General features: G+C 40.9%; 14 protein-coding genes. 4 read left to right on the top strand and 10 right to left on the bottom strand.

Annotation, left to right across the window (positions count from 1 at the left end; all coding sequences use genetic code 11):
- Window positions 1–145: 145 nt before the first annotated feature.
- The 7 genes from ABDV70_RS11350 to ABDV70_RS11320 form a co-directional block, all read right to left on the bottom strand.
- Window positions 146–496 carry a hypothetical protein gene (locus tag ABDV70_RS11350; RefSeq protein WP_343597839.1) on the bottom strand — a complete coding sequence of 117 codons (351 nt, stop codon included), beginning with the start codon at window positions 494–496 and terminating at the stop codon, window positions 146–148.
- Window positions 497–576: 80 nt separating this feature from the next.
- Window positions 577–1941: a phosphate regulon sensor histidine kinase PhoR gene (gene phoR / locus ABDV70_RS11345; protein ID WP_343597838.1), complete on the bottom strand. Its 1365-nt coding sequence runs from the start codon at window positions 1939–1941 to the stop codon at window positions 577–579.
- A gap of 14 nt (window positions 1942–1955) precedes the next feature.
- Window positions 1956–2660: a phosphate regulon transcriptional regulator PhoB gene (gene phoB, locus ABDV70_RS11340; protein WP_343597837.1), complete on the bottom strand. Its 705-nt coding sequence runs from the start codon at window positions 2658–2660 to the stop codon at window positions 1956–1958.
- 172 nt (window positions 2661–2832) lie between these two features.
- Entirely contained in the window at window positions 2833–4197 is a 1365-nt protein-coding gene (locus ABDV70_RS11335) for an MATE family efflux transporter (RefSeq protein WP_343597835.1), read from the bottom strand.
- 78 nt (window positions 4198–4275) lie between these two features.
- A complete protein-coding gene (locus ABDV70_RS11330) occupies window positions 4276–5430 on the bottom strand; it encodes a methionine aminotransferase (protein ID WP_343597834.1) in 1155 nt (384 codons plus the stop codon).
- Window positions 5431–5595: 165 nt separating this feature from the next.
- Window positions 5596–6903 (bottom strand): DUF445 domain-containing protein, encoded by a 1308-nt coding sequence (locus tag ABDV70_RS11325; RefSeq protein WP_343597833.1) that lies wholly within the window; start codon window positions 6901–6903, stop codon window positions 5596–5598.
- Window positions 6900–7475 (bottom strand): hypothetical protein, encoded by a 576-nt coding sequence (locus tag ABDV70_RS11320; protein ID WP_343597832.1) that lies wholly within the window; start codon window positions 7473–7475, stop codon window positions 6900–6902. Before ABDV70_RS11320 ends, ABDV70_RS11325 begins: the two co-directional genes overlap by 4 nt.
- Window positions 7476–7845: 370 nt before the next feature.
- On the opposite strand from ABDV70_RS11320, the gene gshA reads away from it, so the two are divergent.
- The 3 genes from gshA (at window position 7846) to ABDV70_RS11305 (ending at window position 11112) form a co-directional block, all read left to right on the top strand.
- Window positions 7846–9420 (top strand): glutamate--cysteine ligase, encoded by a 1575-nt coding sequence (gene gshA / locus ABDV70_RS11315; protein ID WP_343597831.1) that lies wholly within the window; start codon window positions 7846–7848, stop codon window positions 9418–9420.
- Window positions 9421–9439: 19 nt separating this feature from the next.
- A complete protein-coding gene (locus tag ABDV70_RS11310) occupies window positions 9440–9931 on the top strand; it encodes a disulfide bond formation protein B (protein WP_343597830.1) in 492 nt (163 codons plus the stop codon).
- Window positions 9932–10128: 197 nt separating this feature from the next.
- Window positions 10129–11112, top strand: a complete 984-nt coding sequence (locus ABDV70_RS11305; protein ID WP_343597890.1) for an aliphatic sulfonate ABC transporter substrate-binding protein — start codon at window positions 10129–10131, stop codon at window positions 11110–11112.
- Between the two features lie 382 nt (window positions 11113–11494).
- Here the strand turns inward: ABDV70_RS11305 and ABDV70_RS11300 are convergent, their stop codons facing one another.
- Genes ABDV70_RS11300 through ABDV70_RS11290 form a run of 3 tightly spaced genes read right to left on the bottom strand, consistent with a single transcriptional unit; the run spans window position 11495 to window position 14374 of the window.
- Window positions 11495–12064, bottom strand: a complete 570-nt coding sequence (locus tag ABDV70_RS11300; RefSeq protein WP_343597829.1) for a Sua5/YciO/YrdC/YwlC family protein — start codon at window positions 12062–12064, stop codon at window positions 11495–11497.
- Between the two features lie 24 nt (window positions 12065–12088).
- Window positions 12089–13216, bottom strand: coding sequence for a DNA-processing protein DprA (gene dprA, locus ABDV70_RS11295; protein ID WP_343597828.1), 1128 nt, complete (start codon window positions 13214–13216; stop codon window positions 12089–12091).
- Window positions 13217–13225: 9 nt separating this feature from the next.
- The gene (locus tag ABDV70_RS11290; RefSeq protein ID WP_343597827.1) at window positions 13226–14374 is read right to left on the bottom strand and encodes a LysM peptidoglycan-binding domain-containing protein; all 1149 of its coding nucleotides are present in this window, start codon (window positions 14372–14374) and stop codon (window positions 13226–13228) included.
- Window positions 14375–14502: 128 nt separating this feature from the next.
- On the opposite strand from ABDV70_RS11290, the gene def reads away from it, so the two are divergent.
- Window positions 14503–15027, top strand: a complete 525-nt coding sequence (def, locus tag ABDV70_RS11285) for a peptide deformylase (RefSeq protein ID WP_343597825.1) — start codon at window positions 14503–14505, stop codon at window positions 15025–15027.
- Window positions 15028–15296: the final 269 nt, after the last annotated feature.

The following is a 15296-nucleotide window of genomic DNA, read 5'->3' as shown; positions in this document are numbered from 1 at the left end:
GTTATTTGGGTCGAGTATGTCTTTCAATTGTTTTACGAACAATGCAACTCAAATATGAGATGTCGAGAGAGTAGAAGTGGAAGCCGTTCTAGCAATACACCGACCAGAATGGCTTTTTATGACTGTGGCAGATATGTTTTAACCATTATGAAGTTTTGGTTTTCTTTAAGGCATCAATACAAGGTTTGTAGTCTTGTCTCGCGTGCTGCTTTTGCTCAGGGCTCAAACTGTTGTAACGGTCAATCCACTCTTTTGCAAGTTCTTTACGAAAGTCGGGATGTTGTACTGCATAATCAGAAATACTGCCTTGCTGGTACTTTTCCATTTCTTGCATGAAATGTGCATCATCCTGAGGAGGATTGGGTTGGCGTACAATAAAGCATAGCAATGCCTGATAGTGTTCAATCTCATTTTGAGATGGTTGCTGGATTTTGATGTTGGTAAATATGACAAGAACAAGCGCACATAGACCCAAAAAGATAGACAATTTTTTCATGGCGACACAATAGTGGGTTTGATGGTTAAAAATCAAGAGAAATTCTAGTTTCTACCATCAGGTAAAGTACAATCAGACATTTAATTGTCAGCCTGATAGAGTCGTTCTTTCGGAAAAACTGCTTTAAAACAAGAGCCTTGATTTGGGCGAGATTCAATTTCCAAATGAGCATTGTGTTGCATCAAAACATGCTTCACGATTGCCAGCCCTAAGCCTGTCCCCCCTGTCTGGCGGCTACGTGCCGTATCTACCCGATAAAAGCGTTCAGTTAAACGTGGGAGATGATTCGGGTCAATGCCTATTCCATTATCTTGAACGGTAAAATATCCGTGGTCATGGTCATCATGCCAGCCAATAGTAATGACCCCACCTTCTTTTGGCGTATATTTAATGGCGTTGGTAATCAAATTACCAAAGGCACTTGCCAGTTCAATATCCGAGCCAATGAGGTCACAGTGGCTATCAATATCCAGATTCAGGATATGACCATAGTCTGCGTTGTAGGCTTGCGCATCATCAAATAGCTGATTCATTAAACTTGGCATATCCACAATCTGGTTTTTGGCAATGGTCTTATCATTTTCCAGACGGGATAACAGCAGTAAGTCGTTGACCAAAGCATTCATGCGTTTGGTTTGTGCCTGCATTTGTTCAAAAGGGCGTTTCCAGCGAGGATTAAAATCATCCTGATCGGTAAACATTTCCAGATAACCACTCAGAACGGTCAGTGGTGTGCGTAACTCATGAGAAATGTTATCGACAAAGTCTTTTCGCATTTGTTCTAAATTATGTACACGGGTCACGTCATAGGCAACCAGTAGTCGACTTTCCATGCCAAAACGGGTCAGTTTGACTTGGACGTAGCGTTCTTCTTGTAAGGAAAGTTTTAATTTAATGCCATCAGGTTGTTGTTCTAAATTATGAAAATATTCTACAAAGGCAGGTTGGCGCAAAATACTGAGAATGTTGCGTCCACGATCTAATTCCTGAATACCCAGTAAGCGTGCTGCGGCAGGGTTCCACCATTCAATTTGTTGTAATTCATCGGTTAAGACAACCGCTTCGGCAAGTGCGACCAAGGAGGACTGGGCACGGTCAATCAGCCCGACCATTTCTGCTTGCACCACACGTTCCTGACGTTGTGAACGATAGATATTAAACAATAACGCCCCCCATATTCCCTCTAAATTGGGTGGGGTATCGTAGGGGCGGTGTGCAATCCAGTCGTTGACGAGGTACAGTGAATAAAGTTGTAGACTAAAAAAAATAAAACAGGCAATTGCGATGCATACCCAAATATAGCCAATGCCAGCACCAACCAAAACTGCAACCAAGATAAAGAAAAGGAACTGTCTTACATCCTGTTTTGCATAGTGCCATAAACTGCTATAACGATAGTTTTTGTGTTCATGGCTCAGTTCAGGGGTTGGATAGGGTTCATACATACAACAAATTTATCCTAGCAGACATCTGCACGGGTCGAAAAACGGTAGCCTGTTCCTCGCACCGTTTGTACGAAACGGTCGACACCATAAGGTTCCAGAACTTTGCGTAATCGACGAATGTGAACATCAATAGTACGATCTTCAATATAAACATTGCCGCCCCAGACCTGATCAAGCAGTTGTGCGCGTGTATAAGCACGTTCTGGATGGGTCATAAAGAATGCCAGTAAACGGTATTCGGTTGGCCCCATGTCCAATATTGTGTCGGAGAAACTAACACGTTGGCTTACAGGGTCAAGCATTAAACCGTTTGCATCAATGGTTTTTTCGCCACTTAAGGCATTTGAGCGTCGTAAAACAGCTTTAATACGAGAAACCAGTTCACGTGTTGAAAAAGGCTTGGTCATATAATCATCGGCACCAGCATCAAGCCCTTGTACCTTATGATCTTCTTCGCCACGTGCAGTTAACATGATGACAGGAATTTCGGAGAGGTTTTCATCGCGTTTTAAACGTCGGCATAAATCTACACCACTGGTTCCACCAGGCAGCATCCAGTCCAGTAAAATAAGTGCAGGACGTTGATCGACAATCATTTGATGTGCTTGTTTCGCATCTTCAGCCTGAAGACATTGAAATCCTGCCATATCAAGTGAAGTATGGATCATTTCGCGAATCGGTAATTCGTCGTCAACAATTAAAATATAATCCTCTTTCACAAATTTCCTATCCTGTTTGAATGCTTTTAATGGTGTGATGTTGGTTATTACAAAGCTTAATTATGACAATATCATTTCAATGATTGCGACAGGCAGCGATTTTAAAAAATATTTGTGACAAAATCTTGATCATGATATGACAAAATAATGAAAATTATATCGTGTGCCTATTTTAAACCAAGCGATGAATGGTTTTTTTCTTCCAGATAAAATGATAATAACTGCCCTGTAAAAGACATAAACTGACAAATGCCAAAGCATATGCCATCCAGATACCTGTTAGTCCCCACAAATGACTGAATAAACAAGCACATGGGACTTCAATCAATAAAATAGAACCGATATTAATGAGCATTGGCAGAGTAACTGTACCACTCGCGCGCATGATTGAGGCAAAAATGGCATTTGCACCAAAAAATAAAATCGCCCATAAAACAATAAATAATAATTTTTGTCCTAAAATAATGACATTAGGGTCTGTGATAAATAAAGTCATTAAATGTCGTGAAAATAAATAGGCCAACACAATTAAACTACCTGTAATGACCAGATTCATCCCCATTGCGGTACGCATGACTTTAGAAAGCAAATTTGCTTTCCCCGCACCAATAGCCTGAGCTGCAAAGATTGAAGCCGCAATCGCAATTGAAAGGGCTGGAAACTGAATATAGTTTAATACCTGATTGACTGCGCCATACGCGGCGGTGGCATGTGCGCCATAATGATTGACCAGACTGACCACCACAAGGCCAGCAAGTGAAGTTGTGACCATTTGGATACCTGTTGGAATCCCTAATTTTAAAATCGTTCTGCTGAGTTCGGGTTTAAAATGAAAATGGGCAATTAACTGTCGGTTGGGGCGCAGTGGATGTTTTTTCAGGTTGAGATAAATAGTGAGAAAAATCAGAACACTGATATTTCCGACAATTGCCGCAATTGCAGGTGCCACAATCCCCAGTTTGGGTAATCCCCAATAGCCTTCAATAAAGGCGGGAGTAATTACCAAGCCGAGTAAGCTGGTCATGGACAGTGCAATTAATGGTGTGATGCTGTCACCAACACCACGAAGTACTGAGGTATAGATGATATAAACAAACAGTAATGGACTACCCGCAAGCATACTGCGAACATAAGGAACGGCAAGATGTAGAATTTTACTATCTGTTCCAAGCAGTGCTAATAGATGCGGGGCAAATGCAATTCCAAAAGCAGCAATACAGCAGCCACCAAAGAACGTCATAAAGAGTGTTGTTCCCACCGCCTGTTGTACTCTTTCGATATCTTGAGCGCCCCAAGCCTGCCCAACCAAAATAGTCGTACCTGCGGATAGACCAATGACAAAGGCCATCAGACAAAATAAAATTGGGAAAAAAACAGAAACAGCGGCAATGGCATCGACCCCAAGAAACTGTCCCACAAAGACAGTATTAATGGTTCCAGACAGGTTTTGCAAAATATTGGTTGCCACTAAAGGAAGTAAAAATACGAAAAAAGTCTTCCATAAATGTTCTTCAGAAAAAACCAAACGCTGTTTCATAAATGACCCAATATCAGAGTGAGGCGGTATTCTACAGGTTGTTTAAATTTACACCAGTGTGATTGATGTAAATAAAAGTTAGACGTCCGCTAAAATTTCACAGGCATGGGTCAGGGTCTGTTCCGTTTTTGCAAAACAGAAGCGGAGCATGCGTAGGTTTTGAGGAGTTTGCTGATAGAACACAGAAATTGGAATTGCAACAATTTTATGTTGTTCGGCAAGAAACTGGCACATTTCGATATCGTTTAAATCGGGTCGAATATCCTGATAATCGACTGTTTGAAAGTAGGTTCCCTGTGCGGGGGTAAAGCGAAACGCAGACTGTTGTAAGCCCGTGATGAACTGGTCGCGTTTGCTTTGGTAAAAGTTGGAAAGTTGCTGAATATGTTCAGGGTGCTGCTGCATATAATGTGTGAGTGCCACCTGACATGGCGTAACACCACAAAAATTGGCAAACTGGTACACTTGTCGGAACAGTTTCATCAGCATTGGTGAGGCCGCACAATAACCAGTTTTCCAGCCTGTGACATGGAAAGTTTTCCCAAACGAACCAACGACAATGCTGCGGTCACGTAATTCTGGAAACGATAAGGCAGAGTAGTGGCGCTGACCATCAAAAATAAGATGCTCATAGACTTCGTCTGAAAGGACGACAATATTTTTATCTTGAATGAGTGCAATGAGATTGAGCCAATCCTGTTTTCCCCAAATCGTTCCTGTCGGGTTGTGTGGGGTATTGACGATAATCATGCGTGTACGTTCAGAAATCTGTTCGGCAACACGTTGCCAATCCACTTTAAAATCAGGTGCAAGTAGAGGGATGTGTATTGATTTTCCTTCAGCAAGCTGTACCGCAGGTGCATAACTGTCATAGCTTGGGTCAAAAATAATGACTTCATCACCCGCACGGATCAACGCCTGAATAGAGGCATAAAGTCCAATGGTTGCCCCCGGGGTAATGGTTATTTCATGAATCGGGTCGAGTGTAATCCCATCACGTTGCTGAAACAGTTGTGCTACTTGTTCTCTGAGAGCCAACCATCCATCACCTGCTGCGTACTGGTTAAATCCTGCTCGGGTTGCTTCTGCCAAATGTTCAATCAGCGCTGTGGGTGCTGGAAAATCAGGAAACCCTTGTGACAGGTTAAGTGCATTCAGTTGTTGTGCCAAAGCAGACATTTGACTAAAAATTGTGATGCCTTGTTGTGGCAGTTTGGACGGGAAGTTCAGCATGAGACAACTCTGCTATGATCGGTTGTTTAGAAATTAATATTTAAAATAACACGTTCAGATTTGCGCACAATGCGTATTTTTTGCAATGGGTGTCGGGTTTTTCCTGTAACCGTTACAGGAGCGTACTGCAACAGTTTTTATTTTTTTACTTGTTAAAATCATGCGTTACAACAAAACTTCTATGCTCGCTCGAATCACACCCAGAATAAGTCCAATACATGCCCCAACCACGACACCATTCACTCGAATCATGTGTAAATCACCGCCAACTTCATTTTCAATTTTGGCAATCATTTCGGTAGAGTCCCATTCATGAATCCGTTGACTGATAAAGCGAATCACTTTATCGCTATATTGATCGCTCAATTGAATTGCTGCACTACTTAAACGCTGGTTAAGTAGTTGACGGACTTCGGAATTTTCCATCAGGTTTTGCCCCAATAATTCAATCGCAGCACGTACATTCATCGCAATGCCAGAATGCGTTTTTTGTAAATCCTGTTTAATAGCTTGGCATAAAATTACTACTGCACCACTAATAAAGTTCAACATTTGAGGGCTTTCAAGCAATGCATTTTTAGTGGCATTGAGACGGATACTGGCGGAGCTGTTGGTATCAGCCAATGCCCGCATCAGGTTGTGCCCATAGGTTTCTACATGTTGTCGCCACGGATGTTCTGGATCGGCCAGCATGGCTTCAACTTTTTCCAGCAGACTGTCGATGGTACGCTGTTGCATATCGATCCCAATCCAGTGAAAGCCTTTGGCAAGTTTACCAACCCCAAGTTCTTTAAATAATTTTTCAGTCACTTCACGCATTTGCTCAGGGTGCGTCAACACCCATTCATGCGCGACATCTAGTCCATGCTGCAACATGTCCTGATGGAAATCATTTTCTAAAACAGCACGTAACATTTCACTGGCGAGGGTATTAATTTGCGTATTGCGTACCCATTGCACACTGTTACTTTGAATAAAACTGGCAATTTGCTCTTGGCCAACAAAGTCAAAAACCTTGGGTAAGGTCTGTTGCATCATTAACGTAACTTGCTGACTATTTTGCGAGGATGCTAACCAACGACCAATACTCATGCTGATATCGATTTGTTGCAGGCTTTTTTGGACAATCTGTGGAGATAGAAAATTTTCTTGAACAAAACGTCCCATAGATTCGGCAATACGAGCTTTATTTCGCGGAATAATCTCGGTGTGGTCACGTAAAAAACGTGGAATTGGCATTTTGCCAAAAGGATTGCGAAATAATACGGTGATCGCATACCAATCGGCGAGTCCACCGACCACGCCTGCCTCCGCACCTAACATTAAAATATGAATGAGCTGCGTGTCATGCGGGAAAAATTTGGCAGAGATAATCAGACCAAGCCAAATGATCACCGCAATAATGAGTGCAATGGTGGCAAAGCGTTTACTGCGTTGTAAATTAGGGGAATCAGTTTGAGTGTTTAAACTCATTGTGCCGTCCTAGGTTGAGTTGTGGTCGGTGCTTGAGGCAGTAGAATATCACCAAAAGGCGTTAAGCCATATTTAGCACCTAATGATTTCAAAATCAGGGTTGCATCGAAAGCATCGGCAGGTATTTTTTGCTGATCCTTAAAGCACTCGATGGTATAAGACACCTCAGTTGGGTCAAGAGTGACGACCTGTGGCATATTATAAAAAGGATCGTTCCAGAAACCACCATGACGATATGGACCATACGGATAGAACATCGGTGCAGGTGCAGGGTAAACAACGGCTTGACGCGGTGGGCGTTGGGTTTGGTTACTTGGGTCATTCAGGACTTTAAAGTAACGGAAACCTTGTTTAACCGTTGTCTGTGCGGCTTTAACCAAAGTGATTTCTTCAGCAGTACCATAACTTATATCCAAATTGGTTTTAAAGCCGATGCGGAAACTGTGTGTATTTAAGGGGTAACTGGTAAATTGACCAAGCTGGTCGAACGTACGTGGTTTAGTGGGCAGCGTACTACAGGCAGAAAGGGTCATTGCCATAGCAAAAGCGATACAAAGCACAGGCTTTTTCATGATTAACTCCTGACAAAAAAGATGTCGGTTCTTTCTATATTTTCTAATAAAAAAAGATCATTCAATAATTAGTATCGCGTTGTAATTTTGTAGAAAAATAAGGTAATTAAAGTAGGAATGATCTGAAAGAATCCAGAGCAATTTTGAAGGTATCAAAAAGCTGGATTTTGAGCTTCTATTTTCATGGATTGTGGTGATCTTTCAGCGATTATTTTTATAAAAGCACAAAATTAAGATATTTTATCCTGAATAATTATGGTTACAATCTTGCGCAACTGGCAGGAAGTTGTAAGCTAGATGCGTTTGTCTGATCAGTTTGGGCAGACAATGGATAAGATCTAACCCTTAAAATTCAAGTGAGTATATCTGTATGAGTCAACTCAATGCCCAATCTTTTGTAGTACCAACTTGGGTAGACGCATCCTTTTTACAAGGAACATTGCGTGGGATTGAGCGTGAAAGTCTACGCATGCAGCAAGACGGCTATTTGTCGCAATTACCTCATCCAAAAACACTGGGTTCAGCATTAACACATCCGCATATTACGACAGATTATTCAGAAGCTTTACTCGAATTTATTACACCACCACAAGACTCTATTCAGTCGGCACTGGCGTATTTAACTGACATCCACGCTGTGGTAAACCAGCATTTGGCTGAAGGTGAAAAATTATGGCCGATGTCGATGCCGTGTATGCTCGATCAGGACGAAGATCAGATTCCATTGGCGCAGTATGGCTCATCCAATATTGGTCTGTTTAAAACGCTCTACCGACATGGTTTAGGGGTGCGCTATGGACGTCGTATGCAAACCATCGCAGGGGTGCATTATAATATTTCCTTCCCTGACCATCTGTTTGTCGAACTACAACAACATGAAAGCGATGAACAGCTTAAACAACTGAGTTTGCAGGATTATCGTAGCCATCGTTACTTTGGCATGATTCGCAATTTTATTCGTTTAACCCCAATGGTGATGTATCTGTTAGGTGCAAGCCCAGCGGTCTGTCGAAGCTTTTTGATTGGCCGAGAGCATCATTTATTGCCATTAACAGGTGGGACGTTACATTTACCATATGCAACGGCTTTGCGTATGGGGAAACACGGCTATCAAAACTCGACTCAGAAACAACTGGGCATTCACTATAACAATTTACATGGTTATTTAGAGGGTTTACAGCGCGCAGTCAAAACGCCATATCCTGAATTTACTCGTTTAGGTTTGGAAGATGCCGAAGGCGAGCCAATTCAAATCAATGACCATGTGCTGCAAATTGAAAATGAATACTACAGTTTGGTTCGACCAAAACAAGTGCCACAAGGCAATGAAACACCGTCACAGGCACTTCAAAAGCGTGGCGTTGCCTATGTCGAATTACGTGCAGTTGATGTTAATCCATATAGTCCAATTGGGATAGATGAAAAAAGTGCTGCATTTTTAGAGATCTTGGCGCTGTATTGTTTATTACAGGACAGCCCAGAAATCACGGATGAAGAACAAACACAAATTGAGCAAAATCAGGCTGAAGTTGTAGAGCGTGGACGTGCGCCAAATGCAACAATTAAAATTGCTCAGGCAAATTATCCTATTGCAGAGTGGCTCAATGAACAGTTAAAAGCAATGCAATCGATTGCGACATTATTTGATGCCAGTTATCAAACAACATTGTATACAGAAGCGTTAGATTTGATGTTTGTTCGGGCTAAAGACCAGAGTGAAACCCTTTCAGCACGGGTCATTGAGGATATGCTGAATTTGGGTGGAACATGGAATATGGGCAGCTATTTTGCAAAAGCGCATTCGAAAAACTTTGAACAACATGGACTTTCAGTTGAAAAACAGCATTATTTTACCGAACTGGCTCGGCAGTCGATTCAGACGCAACAACAGTTAGAGCAACAAACACAACAGAATTTTCTGGAATATTTAAAACAATTTCGTTAAACGAAAGAGGGGTAGAACCTTGCAATTGAGTTATCGCCTTGTGAATGCCATTTTACTGCTGTGCAGTATTATCGGTATGTCTTTTGCTTTGTATCTTGAACATTACAAAGGCTTAGAACCTTGTCCTTTGTGTATTTTTCAGCGTGTTGGTTTGATGGCAATGGGGCTATTCGCACTCATTGCCCTCATTCATAATCCAGCATCGAATGTAATGAAACGAATTTATGCGGCACTGGCGGGTCTAGGGATATTGTGGTCAGCAGGGGTTGCTACACGTCATGTTTGGATTCAGCATCTTCCACCCGATCAGGTTCCAAGCTGTGGGCCGGGTTTAAACTATTTGGTTGATGTATTACCGTGGAAAGAAGTGCTTTCTCAAGTGCTTACAGGTTCAGGTGAATGTGCCAAAATTAACTGGTCATTTCTAGGGCAATCGCTACCTGTGTGGTCTTTAGCCTTCTTTAGTGGATTACTTTTGGTGTCCATTTGGCAAATTTTCCGCCGTTATTAAAAAATTCGCTATTCAAGAAGCCATCATCAGATGGTTTCTTATTTCTTTTAGACCATTATCTCTTTCTCGCATAACTATATTGATTCAACATATAAAATTATCTTTTCTGAATACATTGAAATCAATTTTTATTATTTATTTCTGATCAGACTCATGTTTAAAATAAGACCTATTCAAATAATTCTAATAGGTTGAATCTGCTTCAAAAACAATTACATTTAAAAATAAAAATCGGTTCTCGTTGCTTACAACTCACAGTCACTAGCATTTTGGCAATAGCCGTAGTTAATACGGCATGGGCGGTGGATCCGAACCTTAAACAACTGCGTATCGGGTTCCAGAAAAGTTCGGTGAATTTCGCAATTGCCAAACAACAAAAGCTACTTGAAAAAGAGTTTCCAAATGCAAAAATTACTTGGAATGAATTTCCAGCAGGGCCGCAAATTCTAGAAGCTTTGGCCGTTGGTGCGATTGATGTTGGGGTAACAGGTGATACACCACCAGTCTATGCTCAAGCAGTCAACAAACCGTTTTATTACATTGCGTATGAAGCTGCAAAGCCATTTGCCTCTGCCATATTGGTTCCAAATCATTCAAATATTCGTCAGATCAAAGACTTAAAAGGTAAACGTATTGCTTTACAAAAAGGCTCTAGCTCGCATTATTTATTGGTGCAGGCTGTGAAAAAAGCTGGACTGAACTGGAGCGATATACAACCGATTTGGTTAGCCCCAGCCGATGCACGAGCAGCTTTTCAAAAGGGTGCAGTTGATGCATGGGCGATTTGGGATCCTTACTATGCTTCAGCACAACTCGAAGACCGTGCCCGTGTGCTCACCACAGGAAATGGCTTAAGTCCAAACTACACTTTTTATTTGGCCTCACCACAGTTTACGAAACAAAATCCCAAAGCAGTCAAAGAATTGATTGAACAAATCAATCTTGCAGATAAATGGGTTCAATATCACCAAAAGGCAACAGCAGATGCATTTGCGACCAGCATTGGTTTAAAACCCAATGTAAGTTTGGCATTTATACAGCGCCGTCCAAAACCATCCAATGCTGCACCACTCAATCAACAAGTGGTTCAGTACCAACAGGTTTTGGCAAATCGTTTTTCTGAACTGAAAATTATTCCAAACTCTGTCAATGTACAAAAAGCTGTTTGGTCGGGTAAATAATTTTCTATACTTTCAAAATGACGCCAAATCGAAGAACTTTTCCCAAAAAGAAAGGTTCTTTTTTTGATATAAAATGTGAATAAGCCCCTTAAGAAAAAATATTTTCGGTGAAAAATGTAAAATAAATACATTTTTAAATTAATAGAAATTATGTAACATATTGATTTTTAACAATGGTTGTAATTTATAGTGTTCTGGCTATTTTATTAAGTTTTATTAAGACGTAAAAACTATTTTTAAATTTAAAATAATTTATCCATAATGGCTGCCTTTCTAAGACTAAGGTCGTAAAAGCTATCATAATTGGCTGTAAACTTATGATACCTCGGACTCAGTTTCGCTCAGTCGCAACCTCTTTTGACTGAGCTTTTTTTTGTCTACATTATTCGCGAATTACCTTACCTGTCAGTGCGTCAATAATCTTACTTGGCTGCGCACTCGAACCTAAATGACCTTCTAAATACGAGATTTGATTTGCAAAATAATCCTGAGCTTGTTGTCGGCTACGTGCAGGCTCCAAACCAGCAGGATTTGCACTGGTTGACACAATAAAATGTCCTAACTGATTACAGAGTTCCTGACATAAAGGATGTTGTGTTACCCGAACTGCAACACTTGGATGCTGACCTGTAATCCAGTGCGGAATACTTGCCTGACTAGGCAATAACCACGTGATACCCTGATCTTGTTCTTTACGGTTACGCCAACTTTCAATAATACGTTGCTGCATCGCCGCATCTAAAGGGCTCAGTAATTGTTCTATTTGAGCAATTGAACTGGCCAGTAAAATCACCCCTTTTTCAATCGGGCGTTGCTTTAAGGCCAAAATTTGAGAAAAGGCATCTTCATTGAACGGATCACAACCTAATCCCCAAACGGCTTCAGTTGGATAAGCTAAAACCTGACCTTGTTTTAAAAGTTGAGCTGCCTGAGCAACCGATGAGGTAATCATGTCTTTTTACTACTGAGAATGGATTTACATGGATGGGTGACAGCGACTATAACGCCCCGCTTGCTGTAAACACAAGCCCAAGAGTTCAAGCTCCATTAAATGTGCAGAAAGCTGATGTGCAGGGCGCTTTAAACGAACCGCAAGTTGATCCAGATCGGTGCCGACCCAATCCAGTTGCTGATAGATAGCAACCAAATGCTCAGGCACATGTTGTTCAGGGGCAGCAGAGGGTTGCTGTTGTTGCATCTGCCATTGCGTGGGTAATGCCAAATCTTCAATGACCTGTTCAGGATGATCAATTAAAATCGCCCCTTCGCGAATCAATTGATGGCAACCTCGGTTTTGATCCTGATAAATATGTCCAGGAATTGCAAAAATAACTTTACCTTGCGCTGCGGCAGATTGTGCGGTAGAAATTGAACCACTCTTTAATGCAGCTTCAGCCACAATAACCCCTAAACTCAAACCACTGACAATACGGTTTCTACGGGGAAAATACCTTGCAAGCGGCGGCGTCTGAGGTAGAAATTCCGTAATAATAGTGCCACCTTGGGCCAAAATTTTTTGACGCAAAGACACATGTGAAGGCGGATAGGTTTGGTCTATGCCTGTCCCCATCACCGCAATGGTTCTACTATGTTGCAAACCACCAGAATGCGCTGCTTCATCAATTCCCAATGCCAGACCACTGGTAATATAAAATCCTTTTTCAGCCAGATAATAAGCAAAATCATAGGCAATCTGTAAACCATGCGAAGATGCTTTTCGACTACCAACAATAGCAACCTGAGGCTGACTTAAATGAAACACATTTCCCTGTCCAAATAAAATAGGAGGGTGGTCATCATAAGGCAGTAACTGAGAGGGATAGCTTTCATCCTGAGATGTACAAATAAAATCACAATGCTGCTGTATGGAAGCAATAATGGTTGCAAAAAGGTGTTGTTCTTGGGGAGAAGAAAAATTCTTTGCCCGATCAATATGATTTTTATGAATATTTAGCTCAGACCATCGCAATAAATTTTGCGATGATGTTGCATTTTCTGCATGCCCAAAATATTGAATAAGTTTCCGATAAGCCACGATTGAATGTTGAACCAAATACCAGAGTTTTATACAAGATAAATGTTCGACTGATAGTTGATTCAACATAACCAACCCTTATTCAGATGCAGTAGGTGGAGCAATAGATGCACCCATCTTAATTGGCAAAGCACTTTCTAGAACATAGGCATAACTTAAATGATCAAAGCTACGTAAAATCATAATCGTGCCTGCCTGCTCTTTTGGAAGCGTAATTTTTTCACCTGTTTTTACATCAGATACGGTGCTGCCTTGTTGGTAAACATTAAACACCTGACCCGATTGAGCCCCATCTAAGCGACCACGGTCAATGGTGACAACACTGTGCTTTGTGGCAGAATCAAGGTTATCAAGTACCCGAATAATTTTTCCACCTGCTGTAACCTGATTTGGCGCACTGGTATAAAAATAACTTGGTAAATCAGCTTCAAGTTCAGGTAAGACAACATCACCACGTCGAACTTCTTTATCATAAGACTTATCAAGTTCTAGTGTGGTAATCTGACCATCTTGATTCGTTGAAACACCACGCGCAACTTCTAAAAGCTCAATTGCAATGGTATTGGTTTTTCCATTGGCATCAACAGATGTATATGGTGTTGTTTCACGATAAACACCATAACGCTGACCAACAACTAAACCATTCCCTTTCGCATAAATAGTTTGGCCAGCCCCAGCGAGTAATCGCTCGTCAGCAGCACCAACAATATAAGGTGTACTTTGCAGCGAATCAGGTGTCAAAATCGTCGCGCGTTTTAACCAAACTTCAATATTTTTTAATGGTATAACCGAAATCGCATCATTGGGCGACTCAACACGAACTTGAGGTTTTAAATTCACTGCACCTAAATGACGACGAATAATCCCTTCACAACCATCGCCTTCATCTTTACCAATCAAAGGACGCCCTTGATATGAACAAAGCAAAAGACGATCACCAGGATAAATCCAGTGTGGATTCTTAATATGGCGATTATTGGCCCAGATTTGTGGCCAGCGCCAAGGATTTTTCAGAAACTTTCCAGCAATTTCCCATAAGGTATCGCCCTTACGCACTACATAAACATGCGGCGCATTTGCCCTTAATACCGTTGGCGTAATATTGGGAGAAGCATGTGAAAGATGAATAAAAGCAGTACTTAAACTCACCCCTAACATTAAAGCAGCCAAGTGCCTTTTTACGCTTAAACCCGAGAAATGGTTTTTCCCCAATAAAACCTTTTTCATTATCATATTTCCTAAATGGATATTTGTAATTGCGCTATAATAACGAACTTATATAGCATTTTTCTATGAAGCATCGTTCCTAGTTCTTCATCAGCTGTAAATGAAAGAAATCTGTAGAGGAGGGCATTATGGCCTTATTACCCATTTTAAGTTTCCCAGACCCACGTCTACGCACCATTGCACAACCTGTGAAAGAAATCACGGATGAAATTCGTCAACTCGTTGCAGATATGTTTGAAACTATGTATCAAGCTCCAGGCATTGGCCTAGCTGCAACACAGGTTGATCAACATATTCAGCTTATCGTTATGGATATCTCTGAAAATAAAGATCAGCCTCTTGTTTTTATTAACCCCAAACTTACCCCATTAACAGAAGAAAAACAGCCTTATGAAGAAGGTTGTCTATCTGTTCCACAAATATACGACAAAGTTGAACGCCCGTCACGTGTCAAAATCGAAGCATTGAATTTGTCGGGTGAAAAAATAGAGATAGATGCAGAAGGTTTACTTGCCGTATGTATCCAACACGAAATGGATCACTTAAATGGCAAACTCTTTGTAGACTACCTATCTCCCCTAAAACGTCAACGTGCACGAGAAAAAGTAGAAAAAGTTGTGCGTCAACGAGAAAAAGTAGCTGTAAAGCGCTAAAACAGAACAAATACATGATGCACTGAAATAATACCCAATTATTCAGTGCAAAAATGTAAAAATAAAACAATATAAAAAACATAAACTTAATAAATATCTGTATTAAAAAAGATCAGACGATAAAATAAAATTTATAAAAAGCTTGTATTGGGATGAGAATACTGTAGAATGCACATCCATCGGCGGTGATGCAGATAAAAACTTGTTGATTAACAAGGATTTAGCTTGATAGTTAAATTTTTAGATTGATTGGATGAGTTTTAAAAAAT

Source organism: Acinetobacter sp., assembly GCF_039596015.1.
In the GTDB taxonomy this organism is placed as follows: domain Bacteria; phylum Pseudomonadota; class Gammaproteobacteria; order Pseudomonadales; family Moraxellaceae; genus Acinetobacter.
Note: the sequence above shows the minus strand (reverse complement) of the source record. Positions and strands in the feature narration are given on the sequence as shown.

Bases quoted from the DNA above. Each gene is read 5' to 3' on its own strand.
- ABDV70_RS11335 (WP_343597835.1), bottom strand. From the start codon at position 4,197: ATGAAACAGCGTTTGGTTTTTTCTGAAGAACATTTATGGAAGACTTTT.
- ABDV70_RS11325 (WP_343597833.1), bottom strand. From the start codon at position 6,903: ATGAGTTTAAACACTCAAACTGATTCCCCTAATTTACAACGCAGTAAA.
- ABDV70_RS11350 (WP_343597839.1), bottom strand. From the start codon at position 496: ATGAAAAAATTGTCTATCTTTTTGGGTCTATGTGCGCTTGTTCTTGTC.
- ABDV70_RS11330 (WP_343597834.1), bottom strand. From the start codon at position 5,430: ATGCTGAACTTCCCGTCCAAACTGCCACAACAAGGCATCACAATTTTT.
- ABDV70_RS11300 (WP_343597829.1), bottom strand. From the start codon at position 12,064: ATGATTACCTCATCGGTTGCTCAGGCAGCTCAACTTTTAAAACAAGGT.
- phoR (WP_343597838.1), bottom strand. From the start codon at position 1,941: ATGTATGAACCCTATCCAACCCCTGAACTGAGCCATGAACACAAAAAC.
- dprA (WP_343597828.1), bottom strand. From the start codon at position 13,216: ATGTTGAATCAACTATCAGTCGAACATTTATCTTGTATAAAACTCTGG.
- def (WP_343597825.1), top strand. From the start codon at position 14,503: ATGGCCTTATTACCCATTTTAAGTTTCCCAGACCCACGTCTACGCACC.
- gshA (WP_343597831.1), top strand. From the start codon at position 7,846: ATGAGTCAACTCAATGCCCAATCTTTTGTAGTACCAACTTGGGTAGAC.
- ABDV70_RS11290 (WP_343597827.1), bottom strand. From the start codon at position 14,374: ATGAAAAAGGTTTTATTGGGGAAAAACCATTTCTCGGGTTTAAGCGTA.
- ABDV70_RS11320 (WP_343597832.1), bottom strand. From the start codon at position 7,475: ATGAAAAAGCCTGTGCTTTGTATCGCTTTTGCTATGGCAATGACCCTT.